The 15831-nt window shown below is 33.7% G+C and carries 8 protein-coding genes; all 8 read right to left on the bottom strand.

Annotated features, from left to right (window positions below; all coding sequences use genetic code 11):
• Positions 1–17 precede the first annotated feature (17 nt).
• The 8 genes from ACKI42_RS07970 to ACKI42_RS07935 all read right to left on the bottom strand — a co-directional run bounded on the left by ACKI42_RS07970 (position 18) and on the right by ACKI42_RS07935 (position 15827).
• The gene (locus ACKI42_RS07970) at positions 18–1463 is read right to left on the bottom strand and encodes a TolC family protein (RefSeq protein WP_407404214.1); all 1446 of its coding nucleotides are present in this window, start codon (positions 1461–1463) and stop codon (positions 18–20) included.
• A complete protein-coding gene (locus ACKI42_RS07965; protein ID WP_407404212.1) occupies positions 1453–4566 on the bottom strand; it encodes an efflux RND transporter permease subunit in 3114 nt (1037 codons plus the stop codon). The genes ACKI42_RS07970 and ACKI42_RS07965 overlap by 11 nt, the downstream gene beginning before the upstream one ends.
• A gap of 33 nt (positions 4567–4599) precedes the next feature.
• Complete coding sequence (locus tag ACKI42_RS07960) at positions 4600–5688, bottom strand: efflux RND transporter periplasmic adaptor subunit (protein ID WP_407404210.1); 1089 nt, start codon at positions 5686–5688, stop codon at positions 4600–4602.
• A 58-nt stretch (positions 5689–5746) separates the two neighbouring features.
• Entirely contained in the window at positions 5747–6079 is a 333-nt protein-coding gene (locus ACKI42_RS07955; RefSeq protein ID WP_407404208.1) for a hypothetical protein, read from the bottom strand.
• A 459-nt stretch (positions 6080–6538) separates the two neighbouring features.
• Entirely contained in the window at positions 6539–8131 is a 1593-nt protein-coding gene (locus ACKI42_RS07950) for a cation:proton antiporter (protein ID WP_407404206.1), read from the bottom strand.
• A gap of 202 nt (positions 8132–8333) precedes the next feature.
• Entirely contained in the window at positions 8334–8768 is a 435-nt protein-coding gene (locus tag ACKI42_RS07945) for a cold shock domain-containing protein (protein ID WP_407404204.1), read from the bottom strand.
• Positions 8769–9316: 548 nt separating this feature from the next.
• The gene (gene eco / locus ACKI42_RS07940; protein ID WP_407404202.1) at positions 9317–9805 is read right to left on the bottom strand and encodes a serine protease inhibitor ecotin; all 489 of its coding nucleotides are present in this window, start codon (positions 9803–9805) and stop codon (positions 9317–9319) included.
• 40 nt (positions 9806–9845) lie between these two features.
• Positions 9846–15827: an alpha-2-macroglobulin family protein gene (locus ACKI42_RS07935; RefSeq protein WP_407404200.1), complete on the bottom strand. Its 5982-nt coding sequence runs from the start codon at positions 15825–15827 to the stop codon at positions 9846–9848.
• Between the last annotated feature and the right edge of the window lie 4 nt (positions 15828–15831).

The following is a 15831-nucleotide window of genomic DNA, read 5'->3' as shown; positions in this document are numbered from 1 at the left end:
GGGGATTGATAAAAAATTTAATTTATTATTCCTCCTAAAGCTTTAAACAGTATCACATTATTCTGAGAATTTTCTTCTTGAAATTGGAGGAAATCTAGGTCAGCTTGCAATTTATTTTTCTGAGAATTTATTAATTCTAAATAGTTTGCATACCCTGTAATGTACAATTCATTAGAGACTTCTACCGCTAAATCCAAATGCTCAACTTCTTCATTTTTCAATTTCAAAGCACTTTCGTAAATATCCATTTGTTTTAGAATCGCATACAATTCGTTATAAGCAGAAGTGACGGATTTTTGATAATTTAAGAAAGCAATTTCCTGTTCTGCATTAGCAACATTAAAATTATGTTTCAGCTGACCTTGGTTGAAAATAGGAACCATTAAACCACCCAAAATTTGCGCTGCCATAGAACCTACATTAAAGAAAGTTCCACTAGAAAAAGAATTAAGGCCTACTTTAGCATCTATATTTAATCTAGGGTAGAAAGCTGCCTTTGCGGCTTTAGCATTAGCTTGAGAAGCTTCCAGCTCATAATATTTAGACAATACATCGTGTCTAGAATGGATGATGGTTTCCACATCATAAGACTGATTCAGTAAGTCGATATTACTTTTCAAAAGCTGATCTCCTCTTTTTATTTCGCCTTCATAAGTTCCGGTTAAGGTTCTTAAAGCTTGCTCTACAGAAACAATTTCTATTTTTAAATGCTCTATTTGGGCTTTAATATTTTTATTTTGAGCTTTAAATTGTTGTACCGCTAATTCTGTAGCCTTTCCAACTACTCTTTGGGCAGAGATAATCTCGAAAGCGCGTTGCTGAAGCTGATAGTTTTCTTCGTAAATCTTCAATCGATTATCCAACGCAATAAGCTGATAGTATAATTTTGTAATATCTGTAAAAAGCTCAATTTTAAGAAGCTTTAAACCCTCCTCAGATGCTAAAAATTGCTTTAAAGAAGATTGATTTTGGCTTTTCAGTCTTCCCCACAAATCTACCTCCCAATTAGAACGTCCACCCAACCAATAATTGGGTGTGAAATCTCGGTTGATCTTTTGTTTTTCTGTAATATTAGCAGAGAGATTGGTATCATAATTTCCAACACCTTCCATCGTATAGTCACCGTAACGATCACCAGAAGCTATAGCTCCAATTTCTAAAGATGGCAAAAGCTCTTTTTTTGAACGTTGTAAATAACTATTTGCAATTTGAATACGTTGTTGGGCAATTCCAAAATCTGGATTTGCTGCCACCGATTTATCAAATAACTGAATTAAATAGGGATCATTAAAATAGGATTTTAAAGTCACATTCTTAAAACCAGATATCGGCTGAATTGTGGATTCAACTAAAGTTTCAGGGAGCTGTTCTGCTTTCTTTAGTTCCGCAACTTGAGGCGTGGCACAAGAAACTAATAGGAATGCTAGAGCGCCTAAGCTTATGTATTTTGATTTAAAGTTCATTTTTTTTCTTATTTTCAAGTTTAGCAAAGAAAATGTACAGTCCTGGGATAATTACTAATCCGAAAATAGTTCCGATAAGCATTCCCCCTGCTGCAGCCATCCCAATAGATTTGTTACCAACAGCACCTGCACCAGAAGCCATACACAATGGAATCAGACCCGCAATGAATGCAAAAGAGGTCATCAAAATTGGACGCAAACGCTGTTTTGCTCCTTCAATAGCCGCTGGGACGATACCATAGCCTTCTTTATTTCTTGCAATTGCAAATTCTACAATTAAGATGGCATTTTTGGCGAGCAAACCAATCAACATAACCAAAGCAACTTGAGCATAGATATTATTTTCTAACCCGGCTAATACTAAAGCGATATAGGAACCAAAGATACCCGTTGGTAGACTTAGAATTACAGGCATTGGAAGCAAGAAACTTTCGTATTGTGCCGCCAATAGTAGGTATACAAATAATAAACACACCCCGAAGATGGCGATTGTTTGGTTCCCAGAAAGAATTTCTTCCCTTGTCATTCCGGACCATTCTACATTAAATCCTTTTGGTAGAGATTCTTTGGCAACGCGTTCTACTGCTGCAATCGCATCTCCTGAGCTATAACCTGCTTTGGGTTCTCCATTGATCATGGCAGACATATACATATTGTAACGTGTAAGAACTTCTGGTCCGTATACTCTTTCTATTTTTGTAAATGATGAAAAAGGAACCATCTCACCATTGTCGCTCTTAACATATAGATTCATGATACTTTCTGGAGTATCACGATGTTCTGGGCTTGCCTGAACCATCACTTTATACATTTGGCTAAATCTAATAAAGTTGGTAGCATAATACGATCCTAGTAATGTTTGTAAAGTTGACATCGCATTATCCACAGAAACTCCTTTTTTGGAAGCCAGATCGTAATCCATATGAATCATATATTGAGGGAAAGTAGCGTCGAAACTCGTAAAGTTATTCTGAATTTCTGGTGCTTCATTCAGCTTCTTCACAAATTCTTTGGTAACCTTATCCGTATTTTCTATGGATCCTCCAGTTTTATCTAGCAAACGGAGCTCGAAGCCACTTGTGTTTCCAAATCCAGGAACCGTAGGTGGGGCAAAAACTTCAATCTGAGCATCTGCAATTCCTTTTGTTTTTTCTGATAATTCTGCAATAAGATCATCCACAGATTTACTCCTTTCTGACCAGTCTTTCATGTTGATCATTGCCATACCATAAGAAGAACCCGCAATTTCTGTGACAATACTATATCCTGCTAATGTAGTCACATTCTCTACCCCATCAATCTTTTTAGCAATCTTTGTCACCTCATCAAGTACTTTTTCTGTACGCTCTACGGTAGCTCCTTGAGGAGTAGTTACGTTTACATAAACCATTCCTTGGTCTTCCATGGGTATAAATCCACTAGGTAAAATTTTAGACGTGGCAAATGTGAGCCCAACAAATAAGAATAAAACACCAAAAGTTACAGACGATTTTGTTGCATATTTGCTTAAAACTGATGTGTAACCATTCGTTAATTTATCGAAACCATTATTAAACTTGTTAAAGAAATTACCCAACAATCCTTTTTTATCACCATGTCCGTTATTTTTAAGAATAATAGCACATAAAGCAGGTGTGAGCGTTAATGCATTGACTCCAGAGATTACAATAGATATGGCTAAAGTGAGAGAAAACTGACGATAGAAAACTCCCACAGGTCCCTCTAAGAATGCCACCGGAATAAATACAGCTGACATTACAATCGTAATAGCCACCACTGCACCTGCAATTTCTTTCGTAGCTTCTATGGTAGCTTGTAAGGGTTGCATTCCTTCCTCCATTTTTACATGGACGGCTTCCACCACAACAATGGCATTATCTACCACAATACCAATGGCTAGCACCAAAGCGAATAACGTTAATAAGTTGATTGAGAATCCCAACATTTGCATAAATGCAAATGTTCCTATGAGCGCAACTGGTACGGCTAAAACAGGAATTAAGGTAGAACGCCAATCTTGTAAAAATAAAAATACAACGATAGCTACTAATATGAATGCTTCAATTAAAGTTTTGAGAACCGAACTAATAGAAGCATCTAAAAAGCGGGATACGTCATAAGCCAAATTAAACTCCATCCCTGGAGGGAAAGAAGTTCCTTGCAATTCTTCCATCTTAGCTTTTACGTTAGCAATTACTTCAGAGGCATTAGATCCGGGTCTTTGCTTCATCATAATGGATGCTGATGGACGACCATCTGTCTTAGATACCATTCCATAGTTCATTGCACCAAATTCTACTTTGGCAATATCTTTTAGTTTAAGCATTGTTCCTTCACCATTAGATCGAATGGCAATTTCCTCATACTGCTTAGGCTCGAAAAACTTACCTGTATATTTAATTACGTACTGTAGTTGACTTGTTGTCTTCCCAGAGGATTCTCCTACTTTACCAGGAGCTGCAGATATATTTTGCTTTTGTAGGGCGGCAATCACTTCGTCGGCAGAAATATTATATGATAACATCTTCTGTGGATCTAGCCAAACACGCATTGAATATTCCTTTTGTCCCATAATTTCGGCACGCCCAACTCCATCAATACGTTTGAGTTCTTGTAGAATATTAATATCTGTAAAGTTGTAGATAAACTGCTCATCTTGACTGTCGTCCGTACTCGTAATATTTAAATACATCAACATTGAGTTTACCTCTTTTTCGGTGGTAACACCTGCTCGGATTACCTCCTCTGGAAGCTCATCCAAGATAGTGGTTACTCTATTTTGTACGTTTACTGCCGCAACATCAGGATCAGTTCCTACTTCAAAAAATACTTGTATCAACGTTAAACCATCATTAGAGGTTACTGTAGACATATAAGTCATCCCAGGAACCCCATTGATGGCACGTTCTAAAGGTAAAGCTACTGCGTTGGCAGATACCTCAGCATTGGCGCCAGTATATTTTGCTGTCACGGTAACTGATGGAGGGACAATGTCCGGAAACTGAGTAATGGGCAACTTCATAATTGCCATTACTCCTAGTATAATAAATATAATAGAGATTACCAGCGAAAGAACCTTTCGCCTAATAAACATTTCTACCATGATAAAAATTTTTAAATTAGAATTACCGAAAGATTACATTTTCGCTTTTACTTTGATCATATCACCATCTCTTAAAGACTGTGTTCCTTCTAGAACGATAATGTCGTTCCTATTCAAGCCAGACTCTATCAAATAAGAATCATTAAGTGGAGAAGCAACAACAATATTTTTTTGCTTCACTTTATTATTCTTATCAACAACAAAAACATACGTTTTGTCTTGAATTGAAAAAGTAGATTTTTGTGGTATAAGTATAGATTTCGGTTGATGTTCAGAAATCACCAGTTTACCAGATGTTCCATGTTTTATTAACCGATCAGGATTCGGGAAAGCTACTTTGTAACGAATAGAGCCAGTATTTCGATCAATTTCACTTTCTGCTGTTTTTAAAGTACCACCAAATTCATAATTCTTTCCATTAGGAAGCGTTAATTCTATTTTCTGATGTTTATGTAATTTATCTTCAGAAGTTAGCTCAAAGTATAATTTTTCTGGTATTGAAAAATAAGCAAAAACCTCATCTAGCTGAGATAATGTTGTAAGCAAAGCACCATCCTCTATCAAGCTTCCCTCCTTAAAAGGTATTACATCTATCACACCATCAAAAGGAGCCGTAATTTTAGTAAAGCTAATTTTTTGAAGAATAGCATCTTTCTCAGCTACAGTATAAGCCTTTTTTGCTTTGGCAGACTCTAGTTTTGCTTTGGCTAAATCTAATTCGTTAGAAGCTACGTATTTCTTATTATATAGAGATTGTAACTGGCTCACTTCTATAGATGCAATACGAATATCTGCCTCTGCTTGACGTACATTTGCATTTATTTTAGCCAATTCCATTTGATATTCAGAATCGTTTATCTTAAATAAAATCTGTCCCTTTCTGACAGATTGCCCCTCGTTTACATAAATGTGCTGCAAAAGACCCATCATACGACAACGAATTTCAATATTCTTTTTTGCTTGAATATCAGTTACAAAAGAGTTCGATACAATTGTGTCTTTCTCCACAATCCTTAATATAGGAACTTCTGAATTCTCTTCTTTATTTACTTTCTTATTTTTGCTACAAGAAAGCATAACCAATGCGAGAGCACTAGCTGCTAAAATTTTTTTTGAGTACATTTTATTAATTATAGAATATTAATCAATTTTTTATAAAATCGTTGAAATAATCTATATTTTAATATAGCTGAAGAAGGTGCAGAAATGACTTTACTGCACACCGAACATCAATATAAGCGTTCTTTTTGAAATATGTAGAAAAGGTTTTTGGGGTACTACTTTTATCATAGAAAATATTTCCCCATCTACTAGATTTAGATATTTTAATCTTAAAATGTTTAAATGTAGGATGAGATATTTTAAGATTATGATCCTCATAAGCCTCCATTAACATGGTAGCTTGCACATTCTTGGAACTAGATTCAAATGGGAAACCATTCCAATCTATTACCACAGAGGAACTTACAAATAGTATAACAAAAATGTGTAAATAAAATCTGAGACTCTTCATCAATAAAGCACTTTGTCAATTAAGACTCTAAATAATTTCAGCAAAATTACATCTTTTAAAATTGAAATATGATATATTAAATGAAAAATTAATAGATTTTAACTATAATAAAGGTTTTAAATTCACTGATTATTTACTATCTATAATCATTCTTTTTTGGGAAAAGTGTTTTAATAAGAAGCCTCAAAACTTCTGGGTTATAAAAACGATACATCTATATTATTTTCTATATTTTTTTTATATCAGCTTAATAATCTAGTATTTCTACATACTTTTTTACAGAAAAACAATAATTTTTTTTTACTCGCCTATCTTAACGTTTCTTGCTTCCCATTTAAACTAGTTCACTTTAGAAATACAATGGTATCTTGTTAATTTCAATAATTACTTTAAAGAATTTTACTATTAATTTTAATGAGAAAATCAGGTTTATGCATTGAATGGGTATATGAAATCTTTCTACACAAATCTAATTCTCTCCTCCTCTAGGTCTACCTGATGAATCTGCGCTCTAATGATTTCCTCGTTGATGTTCGGATCTTTATTCAGCTCGTGCAGATAGGCTCTCTGTACCGCAAACATCTCTAGCAATACCTCTTTTATATTATCATCTATCCAACGGATATCCTCTGTGTTGGTTTGGTTTTCCCAATGTTTTAATACTTTTTCCATACCTACATGCCCGATCCATTTTTCATCGTTATCATATTTATTTTTAATATGAACATAAACGTGCTGCTTTAGGCCTTTTTTAATCTCAGTTCGGGTATGGAAATCATCGCACTCTTCATTCTCTAGACCACGAAAGGGATTAAGTTTTTTAATCATATAAGGTAAAGTAAGCCCTTGCACTACCAATGTTAGCAAGATGGCAACGAAAGTAATAAATAGAATAAGATTTCTGTGCGGAAATGGCTCATTACCCAATTGTAGAGGGATGGATAATGCGGCCGCCAAGGACACCACACCTCTCATCCCAGTCCAGCCTAAGACCAAAGGTGATAGCCAACTTCTTTTGGTCATGATTCTTGCGTTCACTACAGTAGGTCTGAAGATTACAGTAGATAATAGCGCAATATAAGAACTAATAATTCTCGCCAATACCAACACTATAGTGACAATGATCCCATATCCAATGGCTGTTCTAATAGGAATTCCTTCTCCTTTTATACCCTCTACAATCTCTGGGAGTTCTAGCCCTATCAGTAAGAAAACCGAACCATTAAGGATAAATACAAAACTTTCCCAAACATTATATCCTTTTATTCGGCTACTGCTTGGTAAAAAAACCAATCGCTGAGCCGACATCCAAATTCCACCACTTACCACAGCCAATACTCCAGAACAATGTGCCTGCTCTGCAAGCCAATACATAAAATAGGGAGCAATAAGCGTTAATGCAATATCAGATGGTCCGTCCGTAGACCACTTTTTATGTATTTGCATAAATAAGAATGCAACAATAAGTCCTATGCCCACACCTCCAATAAGCATCCATGTAAATTGACTCGCTACATCCATCCACACCAAATGCCCAGTACTTACAGCAATTAGTGCAAACCTAAGAATGATCAGTGAAGAAGCATCATTTAGTAAGCTTTCACCCTCAAGTATCGCAGCAGTAGATTTGGGTATTTTCACAAATTTTGTAATGGCTCCAGTACTTACTGCATCGGGCGGTGATACAATTCCACCCAACACAAACCCGAGTGCAATACCGAAACCTGGAATAAAATAATTGGAAACAATAGCCACCAAAAATGCCGTAAAAAGCACTACCAAAAATGCAAAACTCCCAATAATACGCCACCATTTTTTCATTTCTTTAAATGATATATGCCATGAAGCTTCGAATAATAAGGGCGGTAAAAAAATAAAGAATATAAGATCTGGATCTATTTTTATTATGGGTAAACTCGGTATAAAACTAATGCCCAATCCTGCTAAGACAAGCAAAATAGGATAAGCAATCTTGAGTTTGTTTGCCCAAATATTGAGAAGTACAATGACGAAAATCATCACGAGTACGAAAGGCAAAAATGTATGCATCATAGTAATTTTGTGTTTTGGTAGAGAAGGAAATTTTGGAGAGCCGAATGTACAAAAGTTTTATGAATCCTTGTGATTATTTTTTAGCGGTAAATAGCACGCTCTACATATCTATCTTTTGATGATACATTGGCTAGTATTATAGAATATTAGGCACAAAAAAAAGCTTCGAATTGAAGCTTTTAATTTATAGAATAAAATAAAATTATTTGATAATTTTAATATTGATCGCTGAGAAACCTTTTGGCGACCTTTCTTTTTCGAAAGACACTTTGTTTCCTTTTTTGACCATTTCTAAACAGTTGTTACTGTGGAAGAAAACGTTTTCTTTTGAGCTATCTTCTGTGATAAATCCGTATCCTTTATCACTAAAGAAGGTTACGATACCTGATTTAATAGGATCTTCTGCAATAATTGGTGCAGCACCCAATTGAATCTCGTCTGGGTTGATTTCGTTTTTCAAACTTCCATCTGGAGGAGTACTTGTTAATTGACCGTTTGCATCTACATACATAATCATGTCATCAAGACTTTTTCCTTTGTCGTTATTAGACTTGCGGTCTTCACGACGCATCACCTTTTCCTTTTGTTTTTGAATTTTTTTCTTAAAGTTTTCTTTTTTTGAGAAAGAATCCGCCATATATTTATTTGATATTAAATTACTAATTCGTGTTCATATTTGATAATTTCACCATGTAAAATCGTCAAAAGAGTGTTCTAAGAACTGGTTTTAAGAAAGCATCAGATGATTTTTAGAATCCAAAATAACTTTCTAAATGAATTAAAAAGATTTTTGTTTATTATCTGTATAAATCATATAAAGTGGCAGCACAGATATTCAAATTGAAAAATTGGCAGTCAGAATAGTGAAAACAGAGAAATAAGTAAGTGTTCTTAGCTATTATGATTATAGAAAACAAGAAACCTTTTTATTAATTATGATGCAAAGATACAACAAATGAATTGAAATATATCGATGTTTTATTTAAATAATTGAATTTCAGATTATTTTACCTCGTATTATGCTCACAATAGCTTTGGTAGTGATACTATAGAAATTACCGAATTCTATGATAGCGTATGATCATACGTATGGAAATACGCAATACAATAAACTTTCTTCCGATTTCATAACAAAAAATTCCTCACCGAAATGGAGAGGAACCATAGTTTTTCACTGTTACTTTTTTATTTGTGAGTTGCCTTTTTCAGATCAGATTCTGGTTTCAAAATTCTATATCTTACTTCCAAATCTTTAGGGATATAGAATACCAATGGTAACCGGCTATTGTAACGAGTAATTTCTGGTTGTAAGGTGACAAACTTTTTGGTCTTTTTTTGGTCTGGACAACCCATCAGTGTCGTCATAGATTCTCCTTTAGAATCCACATCAAAATAAGAATATCCCCAACCTTCTACATCTTTTTTCTTTATACTTCCCATTATAGATTGCTGGTTGCAATCTACCATTCTATCGGCACCAACGAAATATTCTACTTTCAGATCATTTTCATTCTTTGCAATGGGAAGCTGTATGTATACTTGTTTGTAACCTTCTTTTGCCTTAGGAAACATTTCTATCTCCAGTTTTTCGAACTTCTCTATTTTCTTTTGAGCAGAAAGGCTAACCCCTGTCATTATTACTAAACTTGTAAGGGCAATTTTAATAAACTTCATATTGTACTATTTTTAAGATTTGCTAACAAGCACCCAAATATCATTCCATTATCTGCACAGTCGTCCCTTTTGTATGCGCATTCATCTGTGGAACGTAGTAGTTTTGCAATGTTGTAATCCCATTAGAAAACGTCCCTGAGGCATTTGCTACAAAATCGTACTCAAAAACATATTTCCCTTTTGGCATGTATTGAATATAAAAATTAGTAGAAGCATCTTTGGTAGATTGATAGTAACCCAAGTTATTTTTCCATTGATATCCTGAAATCACATCCAATGGCTCAAAACCTGCGGCTCTCATATCTTTTAGATGTACAAATTCCATCGCACGATCTGTATTTAGGAGCATTCTCACCGTTACTTTATCGCCAACCCTTACTGGAGTTTCTGCAGAAATTTTTTGCAATTCTTCACCATTTGTTGTTTTTACTTTTTTGTATAACTCTTTACTGATAGAGATATAGTTTTCAGCTGATCTTATTTTGTTTAAATCTTCATAATATTGCCAAAACAATCCTCCTTGTACGATACCTGCACCTTGCTTGGAAACGGTAACTGATGCTAAATTCTTGTCTATAACATCCGTTTTTACAGCAGATTTCAGATATCCAGTTGCTTCAGTTTGTGGATTTACCACTTTCCCACCCCAAGTGATATTGGTTTTGTCACTTTCTGGTGTTGTCCAAGATTTTCCAGAATTTAAAATGGTAAATATAACCTCAGCAGTACTTCTAGAACTTCCCCAAGAGTTGACTTCTTTTTGGGTAATCAACCAAATCTTCATTTCTTCAATGAACTTTTCATCTGTAGGTTTTAGAATATTAAAGGCTTCCAACGCGCCAGCATGGTTCACAACATTAGAACCAAACCAACCCCAATCATTTAAGTTTTGCTTCCAATAAACACCTTGCGTTTTGGTATCTGTAGAAGTTTCTTTTAGGTAATTGAGCAATTTATTAGACAAATCTTTTAGACCATAATTATTCGTTAATAAAGCCATACGATGCAAGCCAAAGAAAGTAAAATCTTTCAGTTTTGTTGTTGCTACTTTTTCTTTTACTGCGTTTTTCAAAGTGAGTCCTTTACCTTTTAGAGGAAACTCTTTTTCCCAATAATTTCGAGTATCAAGATAATCTAACGTCCAATTATTAATAGCATTTTTTGGTTGATCCCCGTGGTAATAGTTGGTTATTTCGGCATCAATGTATTTTATCAATTTACTCACCAATTCTTTTCGTTCTGAATATTGAAACTCTTTGGTATTTCCTTTTAACCAAACATTAATTTTGCCTAAGTTTTTTAAAATAGATAATGATGTTCCATAAGAACTAGGATACCCTGAATACCAAGAAAATCCACCATCGGCATTCTGCAACTTTTTGAAATCGTCCCAATCTTGATTAATCGAGTTTTTCATGGTATTGGCATCAAACAATAGCGCCAATTTTGCCATTTGTTCTTCTTCATTTTTACTATCCAAAACCCAAGGCGTTTCTTCCAAAAGCAATTGTTTCAGCTCCTGATTTTTCTCGAGATTAGATGGTAGCAAACCTTTATTTTGGTATTCCTCGAAAACTGTTTTTAGCTTAGGATTTGATTTAAAAATTTCTGAAGCCAATACGTCTGCAAACCATTTGTTAAAAATCACGTCAGCAGAATTATCCTGATCATTTTTAAGACTCGGCAATGAAAACAAAATTTCCCAAATAGGATTTGTAGTCAATTCCAAAGTATTAGAAACATTAGAAATTGTTGAATAATTGGCATTTTGTAGGTTTTCTAAAACAAATGTCTTTGTTTCGCCTTCCTTCACAAAAATAGGTAAGGCATCCGTCACCAACATTCTGTTTGGTAATATTGGAATTGCTTTTTGCTCACCATCAGAATATGCACCAGCCTTTGCTACTACTTTCAAGATAATAGAAGATACATTATTTGGCACTTTTACCTTCCAAGTAAGCGCTGTATTTCCGTTTTCATTTAGATTAAAATTTTGCGAATTTGCATTTAATCCAAATTGAGAAGTAATATCGTTATTGGTAAAAGCATCCAAAATTTGCAATTGTGCACTACCACTCAATTTTTTGTCAGTAAGATTTGATAATTTAGATTGCAGATTCAACTCATCTCCTTCTCTTAAAAACCTTGGATAATTCGGCGTTACCGAAAATTCTTTCTGCGTAACTACTTCTTTTTCCAAGGTAGCAGATTTTGCATTTTTGGTATGTGCCAAAAACATCAATTTCCACTTTGTTAACGCTTCAGGAGAAGTGAATTCGAAATTTACATTTCCTTCTGCATCCGTTTTTAAATCGGGATAGAAAAATGCAGTTTCGTTTAAGTTTTTTCTAACTTTAATTTTCTCCATTTGATGCTCTCCATCATCTTTATCAAGAACTCCATCGGCATCAACGTCTGTATATTGTACTTTTTCTGCTTCTGTAAGTTGTCTACCAGAATTTACAATATCTACTGTATCGTCACTTAACCTCGTTGAACTAAGTTTCATGCTAGGAGAATATTGTACTTCCATTGCAGTCATTTCTTTTGGTTTTGGACAACCACTATATTCCTTCAAACCTGGAATTGTAGGACAAGAGTCTAAATAATCTAGAATTCCATCATTATCTAAGTCTTGAGAATAAAGAATACCTATATCTCCATCAAACCAATTAAATTGTGGAACATTAATCTCTTTATTTTCAAAATAAGGATAACGCTTCTGAAATGATTTCTGTTCCAAATTTTGTCTAATTTGGTAGGAAGTGATGTATGAAGTATTTTGAAATAAATTTATGAAACTAAAATTATTAGTAGCAAACTGATCCAACGACATATCATACATATTTGCCAAAACTTCAGCATTTATCTTTTCTTTCTCGTTCCCTGTAACTTTTACCGTCCATTTTTCCTTAGAATTCGGTTGTAACTTATCTCGAAATGTTACAGTTTCTATCTTTAAAGGCTTATCTGTATTTTTTATTTTAAGATAAACAGTTTCGGTCTGTATATCATTGTACGCAACCACTTGAAATTGGATATTCAAATCGGTGACTTTTTTATCTTGTGAAATATTTACCTCATACGCTAAAACTCCATTTTTAAAAGATTGAGTTTCATACGCTGTTTTACCAGAACCATCTTGTACAAAAATATGTAGCAAAGCATTTGGAATAGCAGAATAAGCATATATCGTAGCTTTTTCTCCTCTTTCAAATTCATTTTTCGGTTGCAGAACAGTTAAAAATGTTTTCTGATTGGGTTTTAACGATTTTTTATCCCAAACACTAAAATTATGAATGGTTTTGATGGTATCTTTCCCTTCAATATTATAAAGTTCTAGAGAATAATCTCCAGCTTCCAATGTACCCAAATCAAGATTAGTTGTCAATTGATTATTATCGGATGAAGGCTGTTGAATTTTATTTACCAGTGTTTTTTCTACTTTCCAATTTGTCAGTTTGTCATTTTTATCAAACAAATCGTAAGGAAATTTAGTGATGAATTCTTCTTTAGAAAATTGAGGTAAATTCTGAACTTCAGATTCAAAATTTTGTCTAAAAATTCTATTTGGAGTTTCTAGTTTGGATAATTTTACTTGGTAAGATTTTTTAAGATTTTGCTCGTTATAATTTTTGGTAGAGACTTTTACAATTACATTTTCATCTGTCATTGCATTTTTCACCTCATCCGCTTTTATATAATGAGAAACCGAAGCAATTTTAAGCTGAGTATCACCAAATTGTGTTTCACCATTACTATCTGTAATAGAAGCATTAATTTCGTAATTATTGATCTGAATTCCTTCTAATTGATCGTCTTTTTTAAGATCCAACGGAATCGTAAATTCTCCTTTTTCGTTGGTAGTTACTTCACCCAAAATAGAATTTTCGTTATCATTAGAACCTCCATACCAAGAAAAATATCTCCAACGGATGTCATTCTTTTTAATCTCATATTTTACGGTAGTATTGCTAAGAGCAACTCCAGAAAACATCATTGCTTTCCCCTTCAATTCTATCTTTTCGCCAAATTTATATTCATCTTTAATAGCATCAAAAGTAACTTCAAATTTCGGACGTTTGTATTCTTCTACGTCAATCCATTTTATTCCATTGCTTGTGCCTACCGCATTAATCATAAATCTGCCGTTCAGTTTTCCTTTAGGCAAAATAAAACTTCCATGATAAGACCCAAACTCGTTGGTAGTAAATTCTTGGTTTCCAACTTCCTGATCATTGGCATCTTTCAAGATAATTTTTTGCTTGTAATTGGGAACAACTGCTTCTACTCCATTTTCAATTTTCGTATTGATGACTTTAAAGTAAACCGTTTGTCCAGGACGATAGATTGCTCTATCAGTAAAGATTTGTGAAGTAGATTTGCTTTTATCATTATTTCCGTATTCTACAAATCTATCGTTACCATACGATGTAAGCCACTGATAATCGTTGGTTTTTGGCTGATGTACTAATATATTTCTATAATAAATATCGCTAGAAGATTTTGGAAGTATAAAAACTCCATCTTTATCGGTTTTAGCTTCAGTTCTTATTAAATTTTGACGATCTGAAAATTCATAAAATACAATATTTTCATTGTTGATGGATTTTCCATTTTCAGCATTCACCAACTTTTTTTCATTGTCTGGCTTATCTTTTTGAGCCTTTGCTTGATCAATTATTTTATGATTGGAAACTATAAAATAAAATTTCTTTGGCTCGTATTCCTCCTCACTATCCATATCATTCATCAGATATTCTGCAAGATAAATCCCAGAAGGCAACGCTTTTATTTCTAAAGATGATTGATGATTTTGATAATCTTTCGGACTAGTTAGTTGAAATTGGTCTTCTCTTACCAAAGATTTTTCAATGTTTTTAAAATTATCGTTGTACAAATTGTCTTTGAACTTAATAAAAGAAAGAAGATCGCTCTTCACTTCATATATTTTAAGAGAAAATTGATTTACGTTTTTATAATTGGCAACGATATGAATTGGCAAATTTGCTTGAGTTTGCAGTTCATAATTTAAGATAAGCGTAGAAACCAAAATTTCGTTCTCTTTGCTTTTAATATTCACTAAAAAAGGAGATTTAGGATATTTTAGCTTTATTTGTTTACCCAACTCCAAAGCTTCTCCTGCTTTTTTATTTGCCGACAAATTTGCCATTAGATCTTCTGCAATCAGAACTTTATAATCTCCATCTTCTGCAGCATTCATTAAGTTTTGAAGTTGTTCTATCTTGTCTTTGCAAGAATTAAACTCACAGTTTTTAATTATTTTTTGATGTTTAAAATATAATCTAGCGTTTCCAGAGTTGCTATTAATCAAATCGTCCAGCAAAGTATTAATAGCAGTTTGGTTTTCTGCTAATTCATTTTTGGTGAATAATTCGGAATCTGATAAGTAATTTATTTTCTGAAACAAATACCAATCAGATAATGTAGAGAAATAATTAATATTCTGAGCTGCAGTAAACAGAGATTTGTATTTTGCTAAAGGTACATCCTTGAAATTTTGTTTAAGCAGTTCTACATTAAGATCACTTTTATGGATGTAATTCTTAAAATCTAGTTTACTCCATGTTTCAATCTGAGAAAGATCTTGAGAATCATTAAGGGTTCTCCTGTTGATTTCCCATGCATTTTGGTGATAATAGTCTAGTACAAAATTTGAAGCTAAAACCTTAAAAATAAGCAGATCATTACCTTTCAAACTTTTCTCAGCATTCTGGATTTTTTTGAAAAACTGTGAAGCTGCATCATTTTTTTCATCATCCTGAGTTTGGTTTATCATACTAAATTCGCCCTTCAAAGAGCGAATGATCTGTAGGGCGTTATTCTCTTTCATAGCTTTAGCTTGAATGTCTAAAATGATGGGTAAATTGCTTTTGTAAGTTCCGTCTTTGCTATTTTCAGCTACTTTTTGCCATAGCGCATCGTAATTGGTTTGAGAAAAACCCCACGAAAAACTAATTGTGAAAACGAGAAGCAACAAAACTTTGGAGAATATTTTCATAAAT

Origin of the sequence: Chryseobacterium sp. (assembly GCF_045629545.1) — a bacterium.
GTDB lineage: Bacteria > Bacteroidota > Bacteroidia > Flavobacteriales > Weeksellaceae > Chryseobacterium.
Note: the sequence above shows the minus strand (reverse complement) of the source record. Positions and strands in the feature narration are given on the sequence as shown.